At 65.1% G+C, this 19,746-nt stretch carries 20 protein-coding genes; 4 read left to right on the plus strand and 16 right to left on the minus strand.

Annotated elements, in window-relative coordinates; genetic code table 11:
• Positions 1-2: 2 nt before the first annotated feature.
• A complete protein-coding gene (locus tag ACFOMH_RS01150; RefSeq protein WP_374424746.1) occupies positions 3-1,382 on the plus strand; it encodes a glutamate--cysteine ligase in 1,380 nt (459 codons plus the stop codon).
• 78 nt (positions 1,383-1,460) lie between these two features.
• On the opposite strand, the gene ACFOMH_RS01155 is transcribed toward ACFOMH_RS01150, so the two are convergent.
• From ACFOMH_RS01155 to ACFOMH_RS01180, 6 genes are all read right to left on the minus strand, one after another.
• On the minus strand, positions 1,461-1,883 hold the full coding sequence (locus tag ACFOMH_RS01155; protein WP_374424744.1) for a DUF2852 domain-containing protein: 423 nt from the start codon (positions 1,881-1,883) through the stop codon (positions 1,461-1,463).
• Between the two features lie 86 nt (positions 1,884-1,969).
• Positions 1,970-2,581, minus strand: a complete 612-nt coding sequence (locus tag ACFOMH_RS01160; protein ID WP_374424742.1) for a TetR/AcrR family transcriptional regulator — start codon at positions 2,579-2,581, stop codon at positions 1,970-1,972.
• 9 nt (positions 2,582-2,590) lie between these two features.
• Positions 2,591-2,881 (minus strand): HPr family phosphocarrier protein, encoded by a 291-nt coding sequence (locus ACFOMH_RS01165; protein ID WP_374424740.1) that lies wholly within the window; start codon positions 2,879-2,881, stop codon positions 2,591-2,593.
• Entirely contained in the window at positions 2,878-3,303 is a 426-nt protein-coding gene (locus tag ACFOMH_RS01170; protein ID WP_377742080.1) for a PTS sugar transporter subunit IIA, read from the minus strand. The genes ACFOMH_RS01165 and ACFOMH_RS01170 overlap by 4 nt, the downstream gene beginning before the upstream one ends.
• 22 nt (positions 3,304-3,325) lie before the next feature.
• Positions 3,326-4,282 (minus strand): RNase adapter RapZ, encoded by a 957-nt coding sequence (rapZ, locus tag ACFOMH_RS01175; RefSeq protein ID WP_377742082.1) that lies wholly within the window; start codon positions 4,280-4,282, stop codon positions 3,326-3,328.
• 5 nt (positions 4,283-4,287) lie between these two features.
• A complete protein-coding gene (locus tag ACFOMH_RS01180) occupies positions 4,288-4,704 on the minus strand; it encodes an HPr kinase/phosphorylase (RefSeq protein WP_377742084.1) in 417 nt (138 codons plus the stop codon).
• Positions 4,705-4,933: 229 nt separating this feature from the next.
• Between ACFOMH_RS01180 and ACFOMH_RS01185 the strand changes: the two genes are divergently transcribed.
• Positions 4,934-6,532, plus strand: a complete 1,599-nt coding sequence (locus ACFOMH_RS01185) for a phosphoenolpyruvate carboxykinase (protein ID WP_374424734.1) — start codon at positions 4,934-4,936, stop codon at positions 6,530-6,532.
• 83 nt (positions 6,533-6,615) lie between these two features.
• Here ACFOMH_RS01185 and ACFOMH_RS01190 read toward each other — a convergent pair whose 3' ends face one another.
• Positions 6,616-7,230: a LysE family translocator gene (locus tag ACFOMH_RS01190; protein ID WP_377742086.1), complete on the minus strand. Its 615-nt coding sequence runs from the start codon at positions 7,228-7,230 to the stop codon at positions 6,616-6,618.
• A gap of 207 nt (positions 7,231-7,437) precedes the next feature.
• Between ACFOMH_RS01190 and ACFOMH_RS01195 the strand changes: the two genes are divergently transcribed.
• Entirely contained in the window at positions 7,438-8,748 is a 1,311-nt protein-coding gene (locus tag ACFOMH_RS01195) for a short-chain fatty acid transporter (protein WP_374424731.1), read from the plus strand.
• A 64-nt stretch (positions 8,749-8,812) separates the two neighbouring features.
• Here the strand turns inward: ACFOMH_RS01195 and rnr are convergent, their stop codons facing one another.
• From rnr to purC, 9 genes are all read right to left on the minus strand, one after another.
• On the minus strand, positions 8,813-11,077 hold the full coding sequence (gene rnr, locus ACFOMH_RS01200) for a ribonuclease R (protein WP_377742088.1): 2,265 nt from the start codon (positions 11,075-11,077) through the stop codon (positions 8,813-8,815).
• A gap of 44 nt (positions 11,078-11,121) precedes the next feature.
• A complete protein-coding gene (locus ACFOMH_RS01205; protein WP_374424728.1) occupies positions 11,122-11,358 on the minus strand; it encodes a formate dehydrogenase subunit delta in 237 nt (78 codons plus the stop codon).
• Positions 11,351-12,169, minus strand: a complete 819-nt coding sequence (fdhD, locus tag ACFOMH_RS01210; protein ID WP_377742090.1) for a formate dehydrogenase accessory sulfurtransferase FdhD — start codon at positions 12,167-12,169, stop codon at positions 11,351-11,353. The genes ACFOMH_RS01205 and fdhD overlap by 8 nt, the downstream gene beginning before the upstream one ends.
• Positions 12,170-12,176: 7 nt before the next feature.
• Positions 12,177-15,053, minus strand: a complete 2,877-nt coding sequence (fdhF, locus tag ACFOMH_RS01215) for a formate dehydrogenase subunit alpha (protein WP_377742091.1) — start codon at positions 15,051-15,053, stop codon at positions 12,177-12,179.
• The gene (locus ACFOMH_RS01220; protein ID WP_377742093.1) at positions 15,050-16,585 is read right to left on the minus strand and encodes a formate dehydrogenase beta subunit; all 1,536 of its coding nucleotides are present in this window, start codon (positions 16,583-16,585) and stop codon (positions 15,050-15,052) included. The genes fdhF and ACFOMH_RS01220 overlap by 4 nt, the downstream gene beginning before the upstream one ends.
• Positions 16,582-17,061, minus strand: a complete 480-nt coding sequence (locus ACFOMH_RS01225; protein ID WP_377742095.1) for a formate dehydrogenase subunit gamma — start codon at positions 17,059-17,061, stop codon at positions 16,582-16,584. The genes ACFOMH_RS01220 and ACFOMH_RS01225 overlap by 4 nt, the downstream gene beginning before the upstream one ends.
• A gap of 79 nt (positions 17,062-17,140) precedes the next feature.
• A complete protein-coding gene (locus tag ACFOMH_RS01230; protein WP_377742097.1) occupies positions 17,141-18,013 on the minus strand; it encodes a LysR family transcriptional regulator in 873 nt (290 codons plus the stop codon).
• A 76-nt stretch (positions 18,014-18,089) separates the two neighbouring features.
• A complete protein-coding gene (purS, locus tag ACFOMH_RS01235) occupies positions 18,090-18,341 on the minus strand; it encodes a phosphoribosylformylglycinamidine synthase subunit PurS (RefSeq protein WP_377742098.1) in 252 nt (83 codons plus the stop codon).
• Between the two features lie 11 nt (positions 18,342-18,352).
• Positions 18,353-19,117 carry a phosphoribosylaminoimidazolesuccinocarboxamide synthase gene (gene purC / locus ACFOMH_RS01240; RefSeq protein WP_374424716.1) on the minus strand — a complete coding sequence of 255 codons (765 nt, stop codon included), beginning with the start codon at positions 19,115-19,117 and terminating at the stop codon, positions 18,353-18,355.
• A 252-nt stretch (positions 19,118-19,369) separates the two neighbouring features.
• Between purC and ACFOMH_RS01245 the strand changes: the two genes are divergently transcribed.
• Positions 19,370-19,684, plus strand: coding sequence for a DUF1476 domain-containing protein (locus tag ACFOMH_RS01245; protein WP_374424714.1), 315 nt, complete (start codon positions 19,370-19,372; stop codon positions 19,682-19,684).
• The last annotated feature ends 62 nt before the right edge of the window (positions 19,685-19,746 follow it).

Genomic DNA, 19,746 nt, shown 5'->3' on the forward strand with positions numbered 1-19,746 from the left:
CGATGTCCATTCCCCAACAGGGCGGCGGCCCGATCGAGCGTCCCGAACAATTGGCCGAATATATCGCGGCGGGTGAAAAGCCCGCCGAGGCCTGGCGCATCGGCACCGAGCACGAGAAATTCGGCTATCGCCAATCCGACCTGATGCCGATCCCCTATGATGCGCCGGCGGGCCAGCCCTCGATCAAGGCCATGCTCGAAGGGCTGCGCGACCGCTTTGGCTGGACCCCGGTGCTTGAGGCCGGGCATATCATCGGGCTGGAACGCAATGGCGCCAATGTCAGCCTGGAACCGGGCGGCCAGCTGGAACTGTCCGGCGCGCCGCTGGAAACCATTCATCAGACCTGTGACGAGGTGAACAGCCACCTGGCCGAGGTCAAGACCATCGCCGACGAGATGGGCGCCGGCTTCATCGGGCTGGGCGCCGCGCCGATCTGGCGTCAGGACCAGATGCCGATGATGCCCAAGGGGCGTTATCGGCTGATGACCGATTACATGGGCCGGGTCGGCACGCTGGGCACGCAGATGATGTACCGCACCTGCACGGTGCAGGTGAACCTGGACTTTTCCAGCGAGGCCGACATGGTGCGGAAACTGCGCGTCGCCTTGGCGCTGCAACCCGTGGCCAATGCGCTTTTCGCCAATTCCCCCTTTCTCGATGGCAAGCCGAATGGCTGGAAAAGCTGGCGCGCGCATATCTGGCAAAACCTTGACAATGCCCGGACGGGCATGCTGCCCTTTGCCTTTGAAGATGGCATGGGCTATGAACGCTGGGTCGACTATGTTCTTGATGTACCGATGTATTTTGTCTATCGCGATGGCAAGTATATCGACGCGCTGGGGCAAAGCTTCCGCGATTTCCTGAACGGCCGCCTGCCCGCCCTGCCGGGCGAGGTGCCGACGCTGTCGGATTGGGCCGATCACCTGACCACCGTTTTCCCCGAGGCCCGCGTCAAGAAATTCATCGAGATGCGTGGCGCCGATGGTGGCCCCTGGCGCAGGCTCTGCGCGCTGCCGGCGTTCTGGGTCGGGCTGATCTATGACGGCTCGGCACTGGATGCGGCCTGGGATCTGGTCAAGGGCTGGGATGCGGAAACCCGCGAATCCTGGCGCCGCGAGGCCGGGATCCATGCGCTGGACGCGCGTGTCGGTGGCGTGGTGATGCGCGATCTGGCGCGCGAGGTGCTGACCATCGCCGAGGCCGGGCTGAAATCGCGCGCGCGTCAGGGCGCCGGCGGGCTGGTCCCCGACGAGACCCATTTCCTGAACGCGCTCAAGGAAAGCGTCGAGACGGGCAAGGTCCCGGCCGACGAGATGCTGGCGAAATATCACGGCGAATGGGCGGGCGATCTGGACCGCATCTATGCCGAATATTCCTATTGAGGATCCGACCGATCCATGTCGAAAGGGCCGGGGTTTTCCCGGCCCTTTTTTGATGCGACGTTCAATGCGGCGCGGCGATCAGTTCTGCGGCGTGACGTCGCGCGGCTCCTTGCGGCCCTGCATGAACTGGTCGAACTCGGCCTTGTCCTTGGCTTCGCGCAACTTTTGCAGAAAGTCGACGAATTCGTTGTGCTCGTCCTCGAGCCGCTTCAGCGTCTCTTCACGATAGGCGTCAAAGGCGATATTGCCCGTGGGCGCGCTGAAGCTGCGGCCATTGCCGCGGTGATGATGACGGTGACGGCAGGATGAAAACATGCGTTTGCTCCAGATCATATAGGCAAGAATGGCGAGGCCCAGCGGCCAGACGGCGATGAAGCCCAGGATCATGACAGCGATCCAGGCCGCCTTTCCACGCTCATCAAGCCAGTCGCGGATCCCGGACAGTGCCGCGCCGATCCGATCCAGCACGGAAGGGCGAGCAGTTAATTCAGTGTGACTCATTGACGGTCCCTTTCGATGTGAATGTTAATCACATTTACATAGATGGAGTTTGCGCAGCTGCGGTCAAGAGAGCGCGGCGAAAATTTTCAATCGGGGATGACGCCCAGCCCGCGCAGATAGATCAGCGCCCCGCTTTCCAGCATATCGCCGGGCGAAATCGGTGAGCGGCTGCCCGGTTTGCCACGGCTGAACAGCTCGACCACGCCATGGCTCAGCGCCCAGAGATGATCGGCGACCATGCCGGGCGGCGGGCGCCGGTCGGCGGGCATTTTCAGAAACAGCGCCTCGGCGCCCCGGACCAGAACGCCCCGCGCCCGGTCCGAGGCCTGCGACAGCCCGGCATTCCCGGCAATCGAAATGCCCGATTCGAACATGGCGATATAATAGCCGCGCCGCTGGGCCGCGAAGGTCAGATAGGCTTGCCCCATGCGCATGACCGCGCTCAGCGGGCTGGGCCGGCCCTCGTTGAAGGCGCGCTCGAGCAGGTCGGCGAATTCCTCGAATCCCTGACGGGCGACCTCTTCCAGAAGCTCGTCGCGGCCGGCGAAATGGCGATAGGGCGCGGCCGCGCTGACCCCGGCAAGGCGCGCGGCCTCGGCCAGGGTAAAGGCCTGCGGGCCCTTGTCCTCGATCAGCTGAACGGTCGCCTCGACCAGCGCCTGTCTGAGATTGCCGTGATGGTATGAAGTCCGGGCCACGCGCTGGCCCTACATGCCTTCGCCGAAGTAATCCCCGACAAGCGCGGTCAGCGCATCGGCAAGCTGGGCCGCCTGGGCGCCCTGTGTGGTCACGACGATGGTGCTGCCACGCGGCGCGGTCAGCATCAAAAGCCCCATGATCGAATCGCCAGAGACGCTGATCCCGTCCTTTTCGACCGTCGCGCGCGCGTCGAAACGTTCGACCGTTTCGACAAATTTCGCACTGGCCCGCGCATGCAGGCCCTTTTCGTTGATGATCGCCAATTCGCGGGTAACGGCCCCGTTGACCTGTTCACTCATGAAGCTGCACGTTTCGATAGCTGCACGACATCGGCGGGGGCGACGTCATAGCTGTTGATGTATTTGCGCCCCGCATCCTTGGCCAGCGCCACCGCGTCGGCCACCGTCATCTTGCGCGATTTGGCCAGCTTGACCAGCATCGGCAGGTTGGCGCCATAAAGAATGGTGCGGTTGCGCGCGGCACAGGCCATCAGCGACAGGTTCGAGGGCGAGCCGCCGAACAGATCGGTGACCACGACCACGCCGTCGCCCGAATCCACCGCATCGGCGGCGGCGCAGATTTCGGCCTGCTTCTCGCCCCGATCGTGATTTTCTTCAATCGTCACGGCCTTGATGCCGGTCTGCGGTCCCACCACATGCTCGACCGCCGAGAGATATTCCCGTGCGAGGCCACCATGTGCCACGATAACAATCCCGATCAATTCACTCCACCACGCACAGCCGTCACCCTTGCGCCCTGACTGCACGGGAGGCCAGTTCCAGGCCATCATCCGCAGGTGCCGGCGCCTTTTCACGGCGTTCAAGTTCCCGATGCCTAATTGACACTTGCCAACCCGCTTTCGCAAGCGCATCCGCCATTTTTTCCGCCACTGTGACAGAACGGTGTTGCCCGCCGGTGCAACCAAAGCCGATTGCCAGATGGGCCTTCCCTTCGTCAAGATGGGCAGGAAGGGTGAAAAGCGCAAGATCGCGCACCCGTTCAAAGAACTCGTCATAGCGCGGATCGGACGCAACGTAATCCTGAACCGCCTTGTCGCGGCCATCCAGCGGCCGCAAAGCCGGTTCCCAATGCGGATTGGCCAGAAAACGACAGTCGAACATCATGTCGACCCCGCGCGGCACCCCCCGCTTATAGGAAAAGGACTGGACCGAAACCGCAAGCCGCCGCCCCGGTTCGGCATCGAACCAGCGTGCCAGCTCTGCCTTGAGGTCATGGGGCGACAATTCCGAGGTATCAACCAGCACATCGGCGCGGGCGCGAATCGGCGCCAGCATGTCGCGTTCGGCCAGAATCGCGTCCAAAGGCGCGCCCTCGGCCCGCAGGGGATGGCGGCGGCGGGTTTCATTGAAGCGGCGCAACAGCTGTTCGGTCGCACAGTCCAGATACAGCACCTCGGGCGCGTATTCGGGCAGCCGCGTCAGCCGGTCGATCAGCTCGATCAGATTGGCGGCCGAGAAATCGCGGTTGCGCACATCCAGCCCCAGCGCCAGCGGCACCGGCCGCGCCGGCCCGTCCAGAAGCCGCGGCACCAGCGACAAGGGCAGATTGTCGATGGATTCGTAACCCAGATCCTCAAGCACATTGATGGCGGTCGACCGCCCGGCCCCGGACGGTCCGGTCACCAGAACCAGCCGCTGCGCCCGGTCGTCATGCATGTCGGCCATCGCATCATCCGCCATCGTTGTCATTCCGTGTCGGCCCGCCCACCTTCAAGATATTGTAACAATATTGACGCAAGATGAACGCGCCCCGCCCCAAGAACAAGGGGCAGCCGCCCCAGCCCCAGATCCAGCTGCCGGTCGGGCGGCAGGCGGTCGGGTTCGGCCTGGGCCAGATCGACCGCCAGCACCAGATCGACCGGCCCATGGGCGCGCGCCCTAAGGATGCCGACACCGCGCGCCTCGATCCGGCCGCGAATGGATGGCGGCGAATCGGCGACGATTCGGCCGGCCTCGGCGCGCAGCAGGGTCCGGTCATCGGCCACAAGCGAGGCCCCAAATGCCATCATTTCAAGCGCCAAGCCGGATTTGCCCGCACCCGACGGCCCCAGGATCAACAGCCCCCGCCCCCGATGCGCGACGCAAGATGCGTGCAGGATCATCCCGTCCCCCTTTGGAATCCGCACCGAATCGCGGGCTGGCACCGGCCTTGATGGCCCGGTCTTGTGTCGAATTCTTGTCGATAAAACCGTGTTCGCGCAAATGATTGCGCTAACCAACTGTGGTTGCGCTAACCCTGCCCATATGTGCGCTTTCGCTGGGGAAATGCCATGCTATAGGACCGCAACGGCCGGTTGACGGCCGCAGATTTCTTGCAGGAGCACAGGTGACATGACCGAACCGCGCGTCAATCCGAATTGCCGTCTTGAGGACCAGGGGATCACGGGGCTCGGCAACGTCTATTATAACCTGATCGAGCCCGCCCTGGTCGAGGCGGCCGTCGCGCGTGGCGAGGGCAAGCTGGGTCTTGGGGGCGCGTTCCTGGTTTCGACCGGCGCGCATACCGGCCGCTCGCCCAAGGACAAGCATGTGGTGCGCACCCCCGCGGTCGAGGACACGATCTGGTGGGAAAACAACCGCCCCATGGCCCCCGACGCCTTTGACCGCCTGCATGCCGACATGCTGGAGCACATGAAGGGCCGCGACTATTTCGTGCAGGATCTTTACGGCGGGGCCGATCCGGCGCTGCGTCTGGATGTGCGCGTGGTCACCGAACTGGCCTGGCACGGGCTCTTTATCCGCCACCTGCTGCGCCGTCCCGATGCCGCCGAACTGGCCGCTTTCGCGCCGGAATTCACCATCATCAACTGCCCCAGCTTCAAGGCCGATCCGGCCCGCCACGGCTGTCGTTCGGAAACCGTGATCGCGCTGAATTTCGAGAAAAAGCTGATCCTGATCGGCAATACCGCCTATGCCGGCGAGAACAAGAAATCGGTATTCACGCTGCTGAACTATATCCTGCCGGCCAAAGGCGTGATGCCGATGCATTGCTCGGCCAACCACGCCATCGGCAATCCCGATGACGCGGCGATCTTTTTCGGCCTGTCGGGCACCGGCAAGACCACGCTTTCGGCGGACCCGTCGCGGGTGCTGATCGGCGATGACGAACATGGCTGGTCGGATCGCGGCATCTTCAACTTTGAAGGTGGCTGCTATGCCAAGACCATCAACCTGTCGGCCAGCGCCGAGCCGGAAATCCATGCGACTACCTCGCGCTTTGGCACGGTGATCGAAAACATGGTCTTTGACCCCGAAACCCTGGTTCTGGATTTCGAGGACAATTCGATCACCGACAACATGCGCTGCGCCTATCCGCTTGAGGCGATCTCGAACGCCTCGGCGACCTCGCTGGGCGGACAGCCGAAAAACGTGATCATGCTGACCTGCGACGCCTTTGGCGTGCTGCCGCCCATCGCCCGGCTGACCCCGGCGCAGGCGATGTATCATTTCCTGTCGGGCTTTACCTCGAAAACCCCGGGCACCGAGGTCGGCGTGACCGAGCCGATCCCGACCTTTTCGACCTGTTTCGGCGCCCCATTCATGCCGCGCCGCCCCGAGGTTTACGGCAAGCTCTTGCAGGGCAAGATCGCCGAAGCCGGCGCCAATTGCTGGCTGGTGAATACCGGCTGGACCGGCGGCGCCTATGGCACCGGCTCGCGCATGCCGATCAAGGCCACGCGCGCGCTGTTGACCGCGGCGCTGGACGGCTCGCTCAACAATGTCGAATTCCGCAAGGACCCGAATTTCGGCTTTGAGGTTCCGGTCGCGGTGCCCGGCGTCGACGCCAAGCTGCTGGATCCGCGCCGCACCTGGACCGATCCGGCCGCCTATGACGCACAGGCGCAAAAGCTGGTCGGCATGTTCAGCGACAATTTCGCCCAATATGCCGACAAGATCGACGAGGATGTGCGCGCCGCAGCCATCGGCTGAGGCCCGGGCACGCCCTTGTAACACGGCTTGAAAGGGGTGGCGCAGGCCGCCCCTTTTTCCGTGTCGGGTGCCGAAAGCGCGACCTAGCGTGTCGCGGCCATGAGCACGCTTCCCCCAAGCAGGCACGAGCCGCCCGCATAGCCCATCCGCTTGCGCGCACTGAGGCTTTGCAGCCGCGCGCCGAGCCTTGCCGCCACAAACGCATATCCCCCCAGCACAAGCGCGACGATCACGGTCGAACTTGCCATCAGGATCATGAATTGCGGAAATTGCGGGGCGGTCGGCTCGATGAACTGGGCCAGAAACGCCATGTAGAACATGATGGCTTTCGGATTGAGCACCCCGGTCAGAAAGCCGGCGCCAAGGCTGCCCCGCGTGGAAACCGCGCCGATCGGCCCGGCATCCACCAGCTTTCGCGCCGCCCTGATCTGTGCAACGCCCAGCCAGGCCATATAGGCCACCCCCGCCCATTTCAGCGCCATGAAGGCCATGCCGGACGACGCCAGCAACAGCCCAAGCCCCAGATAGGATGCCGTCATCACGACGACGCCCCCGGCAAGGTCGCCCAGAATACAGGCCATGGCGGCCCGACCTCCGCGCGTCAGCGACTGTCCGATCACCATGAACACGCTGGGCCCGGGAATGACCGAGATCACGGCATAGGCGATGATATAGGCGATCCAGTTCTCGAACGGCATCCGACGGCCCCTATCCCGTATCGCCGCATCAAAGAGCGCCCGGCCTTCGCGCGCAAGCCCCGCCCCGGCGCGCGCCATGCTTTGCCGCATCGTGGCCGCATCGTGCGGTGCCTCAATCGGGGCACGGCTTTTTCCCTGCGCCCGGTGGACTTTAGCGGCAGCAGCCAACACAATCGACAGGCGAACACCCAGAGAAGGAGACCCGATATGTTGCGCGCCCTGTCCCGCCCAGCCACGCGCCTGATGGAGCGATGGCTGCCCGACGCCTTCATTTTCGTGCTGGTGCTGACCATCGTCGCGGCACTGTCGGCCGTGATTTTCGAAGCCAACAGCCCCGTCGCCGTCGTCCGCATGTGGGGGGACGGGTTCTGGAAGCTTCTCGAATTTTCGATGCAGATGCTGCTGGTGCTGGTCACCGGCTATATTCTGGCCAGCTCGCCCCCGGTCCGGGCCCTGCTGACGCGGCTGGCGGGACTGGCCGGTTCGGCCGGCTCGGCGATCATCCTCGTTTCGGTGGTGTCGCTGATCGCAAGCTGGCTGAACTGGGGCTTCGGTCTGGTCGTCGGCGCGATCTTTGCCCGCGAACTGGCGCGCCAGATCCGCGTCGATTACCGGCTGCTGGTCGCCGCCGCCTATTCCGGCTTTGTCATCTGGCATGGCGGCATTTCGGGTTCGATCCCGCTGACCATCTCGACGCCGGGACATTTCACCGAAGGCCAGATCGGCATCGTGCCCACCGCGCTGACCATCTTTTCCAGCTGGAACCTGACCATCTGTCTGGCGCTGTTCATCGTGATCCCGATCGCCAACCGGATGATGATGCCCGACGATCACGAGATGGTGCTGGTCGATCCGGCCATGCTGCACGATGCCCCCGAGGCGCCGATCTCTGCCAACCCCACCCCGGCCGAGCGGCTGGAAAACAGCCGCATCCTGATGTGGCTTGTGGGGATACCGGGGTTGCTCTGGCTGGCGATGCATTTCGGCGGCGGGGGCGGGCTGAACCTGAACGTGGTGAATTTCCTGTTCCTGTTTCTGGGCATCATCCTGCATGGCAGTGCGCGCAGCCTGCTTTCGGCGCTGGACCGCGCGGTCAAGGGCGGCGCGGGGATCGTGATCCAGTTTCCCTTTTATGCCGGGATCATGGCGATCATGACCGGCTCGGGGCTGGCGACCAGCCTGTCCGAGTTCTTCGTCTCGATCTCGACCGCCGAAACCCTGCCCTTCTGGAGCTTTATCGCCGGCGGCATCGTGAACATCTTCGTGCCCTCGGGCGGCGGGCAATGGGCGGTGCAGGCCCCGGTGATGCTGCCCGCAGCCGAGGCGCTTGGCGCCGACATCCCGCGCGTCGCCATGGGCGTGGCCTGGGGGGATGCCTGGACGAACCTGCTGCAACCGTTCTGGGCGCTGCCGATGCTGGGCATTGCCGGGCTGAAGGCGCGCGACATCATGGGCTATTGCGTGGTGATGCTGTTGGTCACCGGCGTGGTGATCGGCGCGGGCCTGTTGTTTCTGTAAAGAAACGATCCGGCGAAAAGACAAAAGGCGGGCCTTGGCCCGCCTTTTTCCGTTTGATGGCGATCTATTTGGCGCGGCGGACGCGCTTGCGCTTTTGCGCCCGCTTCAATTCGGCCAGCCGGGACTGGGTGGCGCGCTTGCGGATCGGGCCCTTGCCCTTGCCGCGCCCGCCGCCCTGCGGCAGGGGTTTGCCCTCGACCTCGAGAAGCTCAAGCATCAAGCCGCCGGTCAGCGGCACCGCCTCGGACAGGCGCACGGTGACGCGCTGGCCGATGCCGATCTCCAGCCCAGTTTCAGACCCCATCAGCACCTGCGCATCGGGGTCATAGTGGAAATACTCGCGCCCGATTTCGCGGATCGGCAAAAGCCCGTCCGCCCCGGTTTCGTCCAGCCGCACGAAGGCGCCGAATTTCTGCACCCCGCTGATGCGGCCGGTGAACTCGGCCCCGACCCGGTCGGCCAGATAGGCGGCCAGATAGCGGTCGGTGGTGTCGCGTTCGGCGGCCATGGAACGGCGTTCGGTCTCGCTGATCTGTTTGGCGGTCTCGCCCAGATTTTCGATATCCCAATGCGACAGCCCGTCATCGCCCCATTTATGGCCAAGGACCAGCGCGCGATGCACGATCAGGTCGGAATAGCGCCGGATGGGCGAGGTGAAATGCGCGTATGACCGCAGCGCCAGCCCGAAATGGCCATAGTTTTCCGGGTGATAATAGGCCTGCTGCATGGATCGCAGCGCGGTCATGTTGATCAGCTCGTCGAAATCGGTGCCGCCGGCCTGTTCCAGAAGCCGGTTCAGGTGCCGCGTCTGTAAAACCTGCCCCTTGGCCAGGGTGAATCCCGACGCCTCGGCCACCTCGCGCAGGGCGTCCAGTTTCTCGGCGGTGGGTTCTTCATGGACCCGGTACAAAAGCGGGCGGCGCAGGCGTTCCAGTTCCTCGGCGGCGGCGACATTGGCCAGCACCATGAATTCCTCGATCAGCTTATGCGCGTCAAAGCGGTCGCGGAAATTCACCGACTTCACCCGCCCGTCCGGGGTCAGGATGATCTTGCGTTCCGGCAGGTCCAGTTCCAGCGGCTGACGCCGCGCGCGGGCCGCTTTCAACAGATCATAGGCGCCCCAAAGCGGGCGAATGACGTTATAGACCAGAGGTTCGGTCTGTGCGTCGGGATTGCCGTCCGCCGCCGCCTGCGCCTGTTCATAGCTCAGGCTGGCCGCGGAACGCATCACCCCGCGATGAAAGCTGTGCCCGGTCTTGTTGCCCTGTGCGTCCAGCCGCATCTTGACTGCGATCACCGGGCGGTCGACGCCTTCGTGCAGCGAACACAGATCACCCGACAGGATATCGGGCAGCATCGGCACCACACGGTCAGGGAAATAGGTGGAATTGCCGCGCTTTCGCGCCTCGCGGTCAAGGGCCGAGCCGGGGGTGACGTAATGGGCCACATCGGCGATGGCGACCCAGATCGTGGCGCCGCCATCCTCGTGCAGTTCGGCCGCCACCGCATCGTCATGGTCGCGCGCATCCGAAGGGTCGATGGTGACCAGCGGCAGATGGCGCAGATCCTCGCGCCCCTTCATGCCCACGGGTTTCGCGGCATCGGCCTCGGCGATGACCTCATCGGGGAAATCGTCGGGGATGCCATGTTGATGAATGGCGATCAGGCTGACCGCGCGCGGCGCCGAGGGATCGCCCAGACGTTCCAGCACCCGCGCCATCGGCAGGCCAAGACGGCCGCGCGGGCCGGCCTGTTCGGCCTCGACCAGCTCGCCGTTCCTGGCGCCATGCGCGTCGCCGGGACGGACCTGCCATTCCTTGTCCGAGCCCTTGTCGATGGGCAGGATGCGGCCGCCCGCCTCGGGGCCGCCACGGCCCTCGCGATAGATGCCGACGATGCGGTGCTGGGTGGTGCCGATGCGGCGGATCAGCCGGGCCTGATAGTCGTGATCTTCGCCCCGGACCTCGATCAGCCGGGCCAGGATGCGTTCGCCCGCGCCAATGGCCGGATCGGATTTCAGCGGTGCGTAAAGGATGCGTGGCACCGGCCCCTCGCCCTGCCATTCCATGGGGCGCGCGAAGATATCGCCATCGGCATCGGGCGGCAGGATCTGCAACACGGTGACCGGGGGCAGCCGCTCGGCATCGTGGTAATGCCGGCGGCGGCGTTCCAGAAGCCCCTCGGCCTCAAGCTCTTTGAGCAGACGCTTCAATTCGATGCGCTCGGCACCCTTGAGACCAAAGGCCTTGGCGATATCGCGTTTGGCCGTGGCGTCGGGATGTTCCGACACCCAGTCCAGAATTTCTTGACGGGAAGGTAGCTGTGCCATGGCGCCACGCTATCACGCCGCCCGCGCGCGCGGCAGAGGCAAAATCAGCCCCGCCGCGGGTCGTCGTCGGGCAGTTCGATAAAGGCCGCGGCATCGCGCAGAACCGGATCGGCGCCGCCATCCTGTTCCAGCCGCGCGATCAGGTCGCGGCGCATGCGATAGGTCCAGCTGTCATTGATATGGGCGGCGACGGCCTCGGCCGGGGGGCGGTCGGGCTGGCTGCGAAAGAAATCGGCCATCTGGCCGGCCATGCGGATCAGCTTGTCGGAATTGTCAGACATCGGGGCCTCGGCTTCCGGCGATGCGCCGGGGATGGGTATAAAGGTCAAAGGACGCATCCCGCGCCCGCGCAATCAAGGTGATGCCGGCGCGGTCCGCCCAGTCCAGCGCAAGCCCGGTGGGGGCGCTGGCGCCGATCAGCACCGGCGCGCCGATCCGCGCGGCCTTTTGCACCAGATCGACCGACAGGCGCGAGGACATGACGATCGCCCCCTGCCCCGCATCAATGCCGTCGCGGGTCAGCGCGCCGGCCAGCTTGTCCAGCGCATTGTGGCGGCCGACATCCTCGCGGGTGATGGCGCGGGCGCCGTCCCAGAAGGCGGCGCCGTGAATGGCGGGGGTCGCGCGGCGCAGGCGCTGCCCCCGGATCAGCGCATCCACCGCCCGGGCGACATCGCCGGGCGGCATGGTCCAGTCGGACGCGACCGCCACCACCTGCGGCAAGGCCGCCGCGATGCTGTCGACGCCGCACAGCCCGCAGCCCACCGGCCCGACCATGCTGCGCCGCCGTTCGGCCAGACCGGCGGCAAGGCCGGGGCGCAGCCACAGCCGCGCCTCACGCGCGGCGAAACCGTCGGCCTCGACCACCGCTTCCTCGTAATCCTGAACATCGGCGGGGCTGGCGATCAGCCCCTCGGTCAGCGCGAAACCCAGCGCGAAATCGCGCAGGTCATGGGGCGTCGCCATCAGCACGGCCTGAGACATGCCGTCGATGACGATGGCCACCGGGCATTCCTGCGGCGCGGCGGGGATCGGGCCGGCATCCAGCCAGCCGCCATCCCAGCGCAGGACCGCGGATCTGATGTCCTTCATGTCGCCGTCACTCGGCGGCGGGCAGGATACGGCGTGCGGCTTGCGAATGGCTGCGATACTCCTCTTGCCATTCCGATGGGCCGTTCGAGGGGCTGACCTGTACGGCCGTCACCTTGAATTCGGGGCAATTCGTGGCCCAGTCGGAATTTTCCGTGGTCACCACATTGGCCTGAGTCGTCGGGTGATGAAAGGTCGTATAGACCACACCCGGCGCCACCCGTTCCGTCAGCACCGCCCGAAGCGTGGTTTCCCCCGCGCGCGAGGCAAGCCGCACCCAGTCGCCATCCCGCACCCCCCGGTTTTCCGCGTCCGAGGGGTGGATCTCCAACAGATCCTCGGAATGCCAGACCTCATTGGCGGTGCGCCGGGTCTGGGCGCCGACATTGTATTGCGACAAAATCCGCCCCGTGGTCAGCAAAAGCGGGAAACGCGGGCCGGTGCGTTCATCGGTGGCGATATATTCGGTATGGATGAACCGCCCCTTGCCGCGCACGAAACCATCGACATGCATCAAAGGCGTGCCCAGCGGCGCATCGGCATTGCAGGGCCATTGCACCGAGCCCTCGCGTTCCAGAAGGTCATAACTCACGCCCGAGAAGCTGGGCGTGGTCAGGGCGATTTCCTCCATGATTTCCGACGGATGCCCATAGGACCAGTTCGCGCCCAGCCGGTTCGCCAGCATCTGGGTGACCTGCCAGTCCTCATGGCCGTTTCTGGGGGTCATGGCGCGGCGCACCATATTGATGCGGCGCTCGGCATTGGTGAAGGTGCCGTCCTTTTCCAGAAATGACGAACCGGGCAGGAACACATGCGCATAGTTCGAGGTCTCGTTCAGAAACAGGTCGTGAACGATGACGATATCCATCGCCGCAAGCGCCGAGGTCACATGCCGGGTGTCGGGATCGGACTGGACGATATCCTCGCCCTGACAGTAAAGCCCGCGGAAATGACCGGCCAGCGCCGCGTCGAACATGTTGGGAATGCGCAGGCCCGGCTCGGACCGCAAGGGCACCCCCCAGACGCGTTCGTAAATCTCGCGCGTGGCGGCGTCCGAGACATGGCGGTAACCCGGATATTCATGCGGGAACGAGCCCATATCACAGGAACCCTGAACGTTGTTCTGGCCGCGCAGGGGATTCACGCCGGTGCCGGGCACGCCGATATTGCCGCACATCATCGCAAGGTTGGCGATGGCCATGACCGTGGTCGAGCCCTGCGAATGTTCGGTCACGCCCAGCCCGTAATAGATGCTGGCGCGCGGCGCGGCGGCATAGGCGCGGGCGGCGCGGGCGATCAGCCCGGCCGGAACGCGCGCGGTCTTTTCGACCTCTTCGGGGCTGTGGCGCGGGTCCAGCACGAATTCGGCATAGGCCATGAATTCGTCCCAGTCACAGCGGGCGCGGATAAAGACCTCGTCATAAAGCCTTTCGGCGACAATGACATGGGCCATCGCGGTCAGCACGGCGACATTGGTGCCGGGCCGCAGAGGCAGATGCAGCCCCTCGCCCATATGCGGGGTCGACAGAAGGTCGATCTCGCGCGGGTCGAGGACGATCAGCCCCGCCCCCTGGCGCAACCGCCGACGCAACCGGCTGGCAAAGACCGGGTGGCCGTCGGTCGGGTTGGCGCCGATCACCAGCGCCAGATCGGTCTCGTCCACAGAATCGAAATCATGCGTCCCGGCCGAGGTGCCGAAGGCGGTTTTCAACCCGTATCCGGTCGGCGAATGACAGACCCGCGCACAGGTATCGGTGTTGTTGTTGCCAAAGACCGCCCGGGCCAGTTTCTGGACCAGATAGGTTTCCTCATTGGTACAGCGCGACGAGGTGATGACCCCGATCGCATCGACGCCGTGATCGGCCTGCGCCCGCCGCAACCGGGTCGCGGCGAAATCCAGCGCCTCGTCCCAGCCGACCACGCGCCACGGATCGCTGATGTTTTCGCGGATCATCGGCTGGGTCTGGCGGTCCTGATGGGTGGCGTAACCCCATGCGAAACGGCCCTTGACGCAGCTATGGCCGCGATTGGCGCGGCCATCGCGCGAGGGGACCATGCGCACGACCTCTTCGCCCCGCATATGGGCGTCAAAGGAACAGCCGACCCCGCAATAGGCGCAGGTGGTTTTCACGATATGCTCGGGCGTGCCGATTTCGATCACCTTGTTCTCGATCAGCGTCGCGGTCGGACAGACCTGCACGCAGGCCCCGCAGCTGACGCAATCCGAGCTGAGGAAATCGTCCCCCGCCATCCCCGCCGAGACGCGGCTGTCAAAGCCCCGTCCCTCGATGGTCAGCGCGAAGGTGCCCTGCACCTCTTCGCAGGCGCGCACACAGCGCGAACAGACGATGCATTTTGCCGGATCAAAGGTGAAATAGGGGTTCGACTGATCCTTGGGCCGGTATTCGGGGTTCGGCGCGCCCGCCTCGCGCGCGTTGAAATGGTTGGCGCCGGGGTCAAAGCGCACCTCGCGCAGGCCCACCGCGCCCGCCATATCCTGCAATTCGCAATCGCCATTGGCAGCGCAGGTCAGGCAGTCCAGCGGATGGTCGCTGATATAAAGCTCCATCACGCCCTTGCGGATGCGGGCAATGTCGTCGGTCTGGGTATGGACGACCATGCCCTCGGCCACGGGCGTCGTGCAGGATGCGGGCGTGCCGCGCATCCCGTCGATCTGGACCACGCATAGCCGGCACGAGCCGAAGGCGCTGACATGATCGGTGGCGCAAAGCTTTGGCACGCTGATCCCGGCCTCGGCTGCGGCGCGCATCACGCTGGTGCCGGCGGGGACGCGCACCTTGATGCCGTCCACGGTCAGGTTGACGGTGGTGCCGGATTTGACCGCCGGCGTGCCCATGTCGCGATCCGGGATGATGAAATCCTTCATTCCGCAGCCTCCTGACGGGGCAGCCCGCGCCCGCTGAAATCATCGGGGAAATGGGTCAGCGCCGACATCACCGGGAAAGGCGCAAATCCCCCCAGCGCGCAGAGCGAGCCCCATTTCATCGTATTGCACAGATCGGTCAGGATCGGGATCGCGTCGGCATCACCCGCGGCGATGCGGTCGATGGTCTCGACGCCCCGGATCGAGCCGATGCGGCAGGGCGTGCATTTCCCGCAGCTTTCCACAGCGCAGAATTCCATCGCAAAGCGCGCCAGTTTCATCATGTCGGCGCTGTCGTCAAAGACGGTGATGCCGGCGTGACCCAAAAGCCCCTCGCGCCCCGCCAGCTCCTCATAGCCGAAGGGCACGTCGAAATCGCCGGGCGGGATATAGGCGCCCAGGGGGCCGCCGACCTGCACCGCCTTGACCGGGCGGCCGCTGGCCGTGCCGCCGCCGATCTCGTTGACGATCTGGTCAAGGCTCATGCCGAACGCCGCCTCGTAAAGGCCGCCATGGCGGACATTGCCGGCGATCTGGATCGGGATCGTCCCCTTGGACCGCCCGATCCCAAGCGCCGCATATTCCGCGGCACCTTGCGCCATGATCCACGGCACCGAGGCCAGCGAGATCACGTTATTGACCACCGTCGGACGGCCCAGAAACCCTTCGAGCGCCGGGATCGGGGGCTTGGCGCGCACCGTGCCGCGCCGCCCCTCGAGGCTGTTCAGAAGACTGGTTTCCTCGCCACAGACATAGGCGCCGGCACCGACGCGTACCTCCATGTCATAGGCGTGGCCGGACCCAAGCACCGACGCCCCCAGCATCCCCGCCTGCCGCGCCACGGCAATCGCCGCCTGCATCTGGCGGATCGCGTCGGGATATTCGCTGCGGATATAGACATAGCCCCGGGTGGCGCCCACGGCGATGCCCGCGATCGCCATGCCCTCGATCAGGACCAGCGGATCGCCCTCGATCAGCATGCGGTCGGCGAAACTGCCGCTGTCGCCCTCATCGGCATTGCAGATGATGTATTTCTGCGCGGCCTTGGCGCCGGCGACCGTCTTCCACTTGATGCCGGTCGGGAACCCCGCGCCCCCGCGCCCGCGCAGGCCCGAGGCCGTGATCTCGTCAACGGTCGCCCCCGGCCCCGCCGCAATGGCGCGGCGCAGGCCCGCAAGCCCGCCCTGCGCCTCGTATTCCGCAATGGAAAGCGGATCGATCACCCCCACACGCGCAAAGGTCAGCCGCATCTGCCCCCGCATCCAGGGCAGATCCTCGACCGGACCCAGCGAAAGCGGATGCGCCCCCCCCGACCGGATCGCCTCGGCGACCGAAGTCGCATCCTCGGGCGCAACCGGGCCATAGCCGTAACGCACGCCGTCACGCTCGACCTCGACCAGGGGCTCTAGCCAGATCATGCCGCGCGTGCCATTGCGGGTGATCCGCGCATCGGGCAGCGCCCGGGCCAACGCGCCGGCCACCTCATCGGCCCCCATCGCCTTCGCGGCGGCGTCCAGCGGAACCCAGATCCTCATGCCCCCGCCTCCGCCACCAGCCGCTGCACCTTGGCAAGATCGGCGCGGCCCAGCAGCCGCGCGCCCATCTGCGCCGAGGGCGCACAGGCGCAAAGCCCCAGACAAAACACCGGCTCAAGCGTCAGTCGCCCATCCCGCGTGGTTTCGTGAAAATCGATGCCCAGCGCCGCGCGCACCTGATCGGCCAGCGCGTCCGCCCCCATCGACTGACAGGCCTCGGCCCGGCACAGGCGAAGCACATGCCGCCCCGCCGGCTTTTCGCGGAAATCGTGATAAAAGCTGACGACGCCATGAATTTCCGCCCGCGTCAGCCCCAGCGCGGCGGCGATCACCGGCTCGGCCTCGTCGGGAATGAACCCCCATTCGGCCTGAATATCGTGCAGGATCGGCAAAAGCGGCCCCTCGCGGTCACGATGCGCGGCGATGATCGCCCCAAGGCGTTCGGACAGATCAGCGGAAGAGGCCGCTTTGGTCATGGCTGGGCAGGTCCTGGCTCATTGCAATGTGCAACCAGACTAGGCCCCGACGATAGCCATAACAATCGCGATCTCTCGTCTATTGATTGAAAACGTCAATCGAATCCGTCGCCTTCAACAGCGCCTCGACCAGCGGCGGATGCGGCTCGCGCCGCGCGGTGACCAGCCCGACCATATGGCCCGCCCCGGCAAGCCGCCGCGCGCCCACCCCATGCGGCAAAGGCAAGCCCTGCGCCAGAGATTGGGGCAGGATCGCCGCCCAGTCGCCCGTCGCCACATGCGACAAAATCGCCAGCATCGAGGTCGACTCGACCCGCGGCATCGCATCCGCCCCCGCCTCCAGCAGGTGACGGGTGACGATGCGGCGGTTCTGCATATCCGGCGTCAAAAGGCAAAGCGGCCGCCCCGCCGCCTCGGTCCATCCGACCGGCCCAGTCTCGGCATCGCGCGACACAAGGCAATAGGTTTCACGGTAAAGCGGCCGGCTCTGCACCCGGCCCAAAGGCTCGCTGTCCAGATATGTCACCCCGGCATCCAGCTCCAGCGCCTCGATCTGGTCGCGGATCTCGTCCGAGCTGCGCGACAGGATCGACACGCCGGCATTGGGATGGCGGCGCAAAAACGGTCCGGTCAGCTCGGCAATGCGGGGCATGGCGGTGGGGATCACCCCCAAACGCAACAGACCCGAAACCCCCTTGCGGCTGGCGGCCATCTCGGCCTGCATGGCGCGCGCATCGCCAACGATGCGCCGCGCCCAGTCCAGAACCCGCTCCCCCTCGGGGGTCAGCCCCTGATAGCGCGATCCGCGCCGCACAAGCTGAACGCCCAGCTGCTCCTCCAGCGCCTTGATCGCGGATGAAAGACTCGGCTGCGTGATCCCCAGCACCTCGGCCGCGCGGCCGAAATGCTCCTCACGCGCAAGAACCATGAACATCGACAGCCGATCGATCATCGGACCCCCTGCCGTCGTCTTTCATGCCCAAATATCCTGCGGGGGTCCGGGGGCGCAAAGCCCCCGGTCCGACAGATCAGACGATCTCGACGGCGTATTTCTCGATCACGGTATTGGCCAGCAGCCCCTCGCACATGCGCGCGACCTCGGCTTTCGCGGCCACAGCATCGGTCGAGGTCAGATCCAGCTCGATCACCTTGCCCTGACGCACCGCATCGACGCCCTGGAACCCCAGACCGCCAAGCGCATGGCGGATCGCCTCGCCCTGCGGGTCCAGAACGCCATCCTTCAGCATGATGGTGACACGAGCCTTGAGCGGGGCTTTCATCGGCGGGCCTTTCAGTTGATCAGCGTCGGTTTGGTCAGATTGGTCGTATTGGCGGGCATCAGGCCCAGCCGGCGCGCGACCTCGGTATAGGCGTCGGTCAGATTGCCCAGATCGCGGCGGAACACGTCCTTGTCGAGCTTCTGCCCGGTTTTCACGTCCCACAGCCGGCAGCTGTCGGGGCTGATCTCATCGGCCACGACAAGGCGCATGAAATCGCCGTCCCAGATCCGGCCCACCTCGATCTTGAAATCGATCAGCTTGATGCCGGCGCCAAAGAACACGCCCGACAGGAAATCGTTCACCCGCAGCGCAAGCGACACGATATCGTCCAGATCCTGCTGGCTGGCCCAGCCGAAGGCGATGATATATTCCTCGGACACGAAGGGATCGCCCAGCTCGTCGTTCTTGAAGCTGTATTCGACGATGGGACGCGGCAGGGGGGTGCCCTCTTCCATGCCCAGACGCTTGGCAATCGAGCCGGCGGCGAAATTCCTGACGATCACTTCCAGCGGGATGATCTCGACCTGACGCACCAGCTGTTCGCGCATGTTGATGCGACGGATAAAGTGGTTCGGCACACCGATATTGGTCAGCCCGGTCATGAAGAACTCGGACAGGCGATTGTTCAGGACGCCCTTGCCCTCGATTGTCGCCTTTTTCTGGGCGTTGAAGGCGGTGGCATCATCCTTGAAATACTGGATCAGGGTGCCCGGCTCGGTGCCTTCGTAAAGGATCTTGGCCTTGCCTTCGTAGATTTTCTTGCGCCGTGGTGCCATGCCGCGCGTCTCCCATGTGCAAGGTGCCGGTCTCTATGCGGCTATAGGCCAGAAACGGGGTCAGGGGCAATACGGGGCGCGCGCCTTCCCAAGGCAAGGCCGGGCAAATCCGCGATCGGGCCAAAGCGGCGCCGGATGCGGGGCGGCCTTAAGATCGCGAAAACCAATTCTGCGATACAGGCTTGCGATGCGGCGCCTGGCCGGCCATATCCTTCAATATGATCAAGGGACAACCCCAAGCCGGAGGCCGCCATGACCACTTTTGACGACCGCGAGCGCGCGCAAGAGGCGAAATTCGCCTATGACGCCGAACTGAACTTCAAGGCAGAGGCACGGCGCAACCGTCTTCTGGGCGAATGGGCGGCCGCGCTTCTGGGCAAGACGGGCGACGATGCCCGCGCCTATGCGATGACGGTGCTCACCTCGGATTTCGAGGAACCGGGCGATGAGGATGTCTATCGCAAGCTGGCCGCCGATCTGGCGGGCAAGGCCGACGAGGCGACGATCCGCGCCAAGATGGTCGAACTGCGCGCCGTCGCCCGCAACCAGATCGACGACGAAATCTAGGCCCGGCATCCGGGGCGCGCGGGACAGCGCCCGCCCCCGGACCGTGACAGAAAACGCCCCGA

It is taken from the genome of Paracoccus mangrovi (assembly GCF_042648425.1).
Taxonomy (GTDB): domain Bacteria; phylum Pseudomonadota; class Alphaproteobacteria; order Rhodobacterales; family Rhodobacteraceae; genus Paracoccus; species Paracoccus mangrovi.

What these genes read in the sequence shown, in the direction of transcription:
- ACFOMH_RS01155 (WP_374424744.1), bottom strand. Translation starts at nt 1,883, where the DNA reads ATGAGTCACACTGAATTAACTGCTCGCCCTTCCGTGCTGGATCGGATC.
- purS (WP_377742098.1), bottom strand. Translation starts at nt 18,341, where the DNA reads ATGAAAGCCCCGCTCAAGGCTCGTGTCACCATCATGCTGAAGGATGGC.
- fdhF (WP_377742091.1), bottom strand. Translation starts at nt 15,053, where the DNA reads ATGAAGGATTTCATCATCCCGGATCGCGACATGGGCACGCCGGCGGTC.
- ACFOMH_RS01220 (WP_377742093.1), bottom strand. Translation starts at nt 16,585, where the DNA reads ATGAGGATCTGGGTTCCGCTGGACGCCGCCGCGAAGGCGATGGGGGCC.
- ACFOMH_RS01150 (WP_374424746.1), top strand. Translation starts at nt 3, where the DNA reads ATGTCCATTCCCCAACAGGGCGGCGGCCCGATCGAGCGTCCCGAACAA.
- rnr (WP_377742088.1), bottom strand. Translation starts at nt 11,077, where the DNA reads ATGGCACAGCTACCTTCCCGTCAAGAAATTCTGGACTGGGTGTCGGAA.
- ACFOMH_RS01205 (WP_374424728.1), bottom strand. Translation starts at nt 11,358, where the DNA reads ATGTCTGACAATTCCGACAAGCTGATCCGCATGGCCGGCCAGATGGCC.
- ACFOMH_RS01185 (WP_374424734.1), top strand. Translation starts at nt 4,934, where the DNA reads ATGACCGAACCGCGCGTCAATCCGAATTGCCGTCTTGAGGACCAGGGG.
- ACFOMH_RS01230 (WP_377742097.1), bottom strand. Translation starts at nt 18,013, where the DNA reads ATGATCGATCGGCTGTCGATGTTCATGGTTCTTGCGCGTGAGGAGCAT.
- ACFOMH_RS01180 (WP_377742084.1), bottom strand. Translation starts at nt 4,704, where the DNA reads ATGATCCTGCACGCATCTTGCGTCGCGCATCGGGGGCGGGGGCTGTTG.
- ACFOMH_RS01190 (WP_377742086.1), bottom strand. Translation starts at nt 7,230, where the DNA reads ATGCCGTTCGAGAACTGGATCGCCTATATCATCGCCTATGCCGTGATC.
- rapZ (WP_377742082.1), bottom strand. Translation starts at nt 4,282, where the DNA reads ATGGCGGATGATGCGATGGCCGACATGCATGACGACCGGGCGCAGCGG.
- ACFOMH_RS01245 (WP_374424714.1), top strand. Translation starts at nt 19,370, where the DNA reads ATGACCACTTTTGACGACCGCGAGCGCGCGCAAGAGGCGAAATTCGCC.
- ACFOMH_RS01195 (WP_374424731.1), top strand. Translation starts at nt 7,438, where the DNA reads ATGTTGCGCGCCCTGTCCCGCCCAGCCACGCGCCTGATGGAGCGATGG.
- ACFOMH_RS01225 (WP_377742095.1), bottom strand. Translation starts at nt 17,061, where the DNA reads ATGACCAAAGCGGCCTCTTCCGCTGATCTGTCCGAACGCCTTGGGGCG.
- purC (WP_374424716.1), bottom strand. Translation starts at nt 19,117, where the DNA reads ATGGCACCACGGCGCAAGAAAATCTACGAAGGCAAGGCCAAGATCCTT.
- fdhD (WP_377742090.1), bottom strand. Translation starts at nt 12,169, where the DNA reads ATGAAGGACATCAGATCCGCGGTCCTGCGCTGGGATGGCGGCTGGCTG.
- ACFOMH_RS01165 (WP_374424740.1), bottom strand. Translation starts at nt 2,881, where the DNA reads ATGAGTGAACAGGTCAACGGGGCCGTTACCCGCGAATTGGCGATCATC.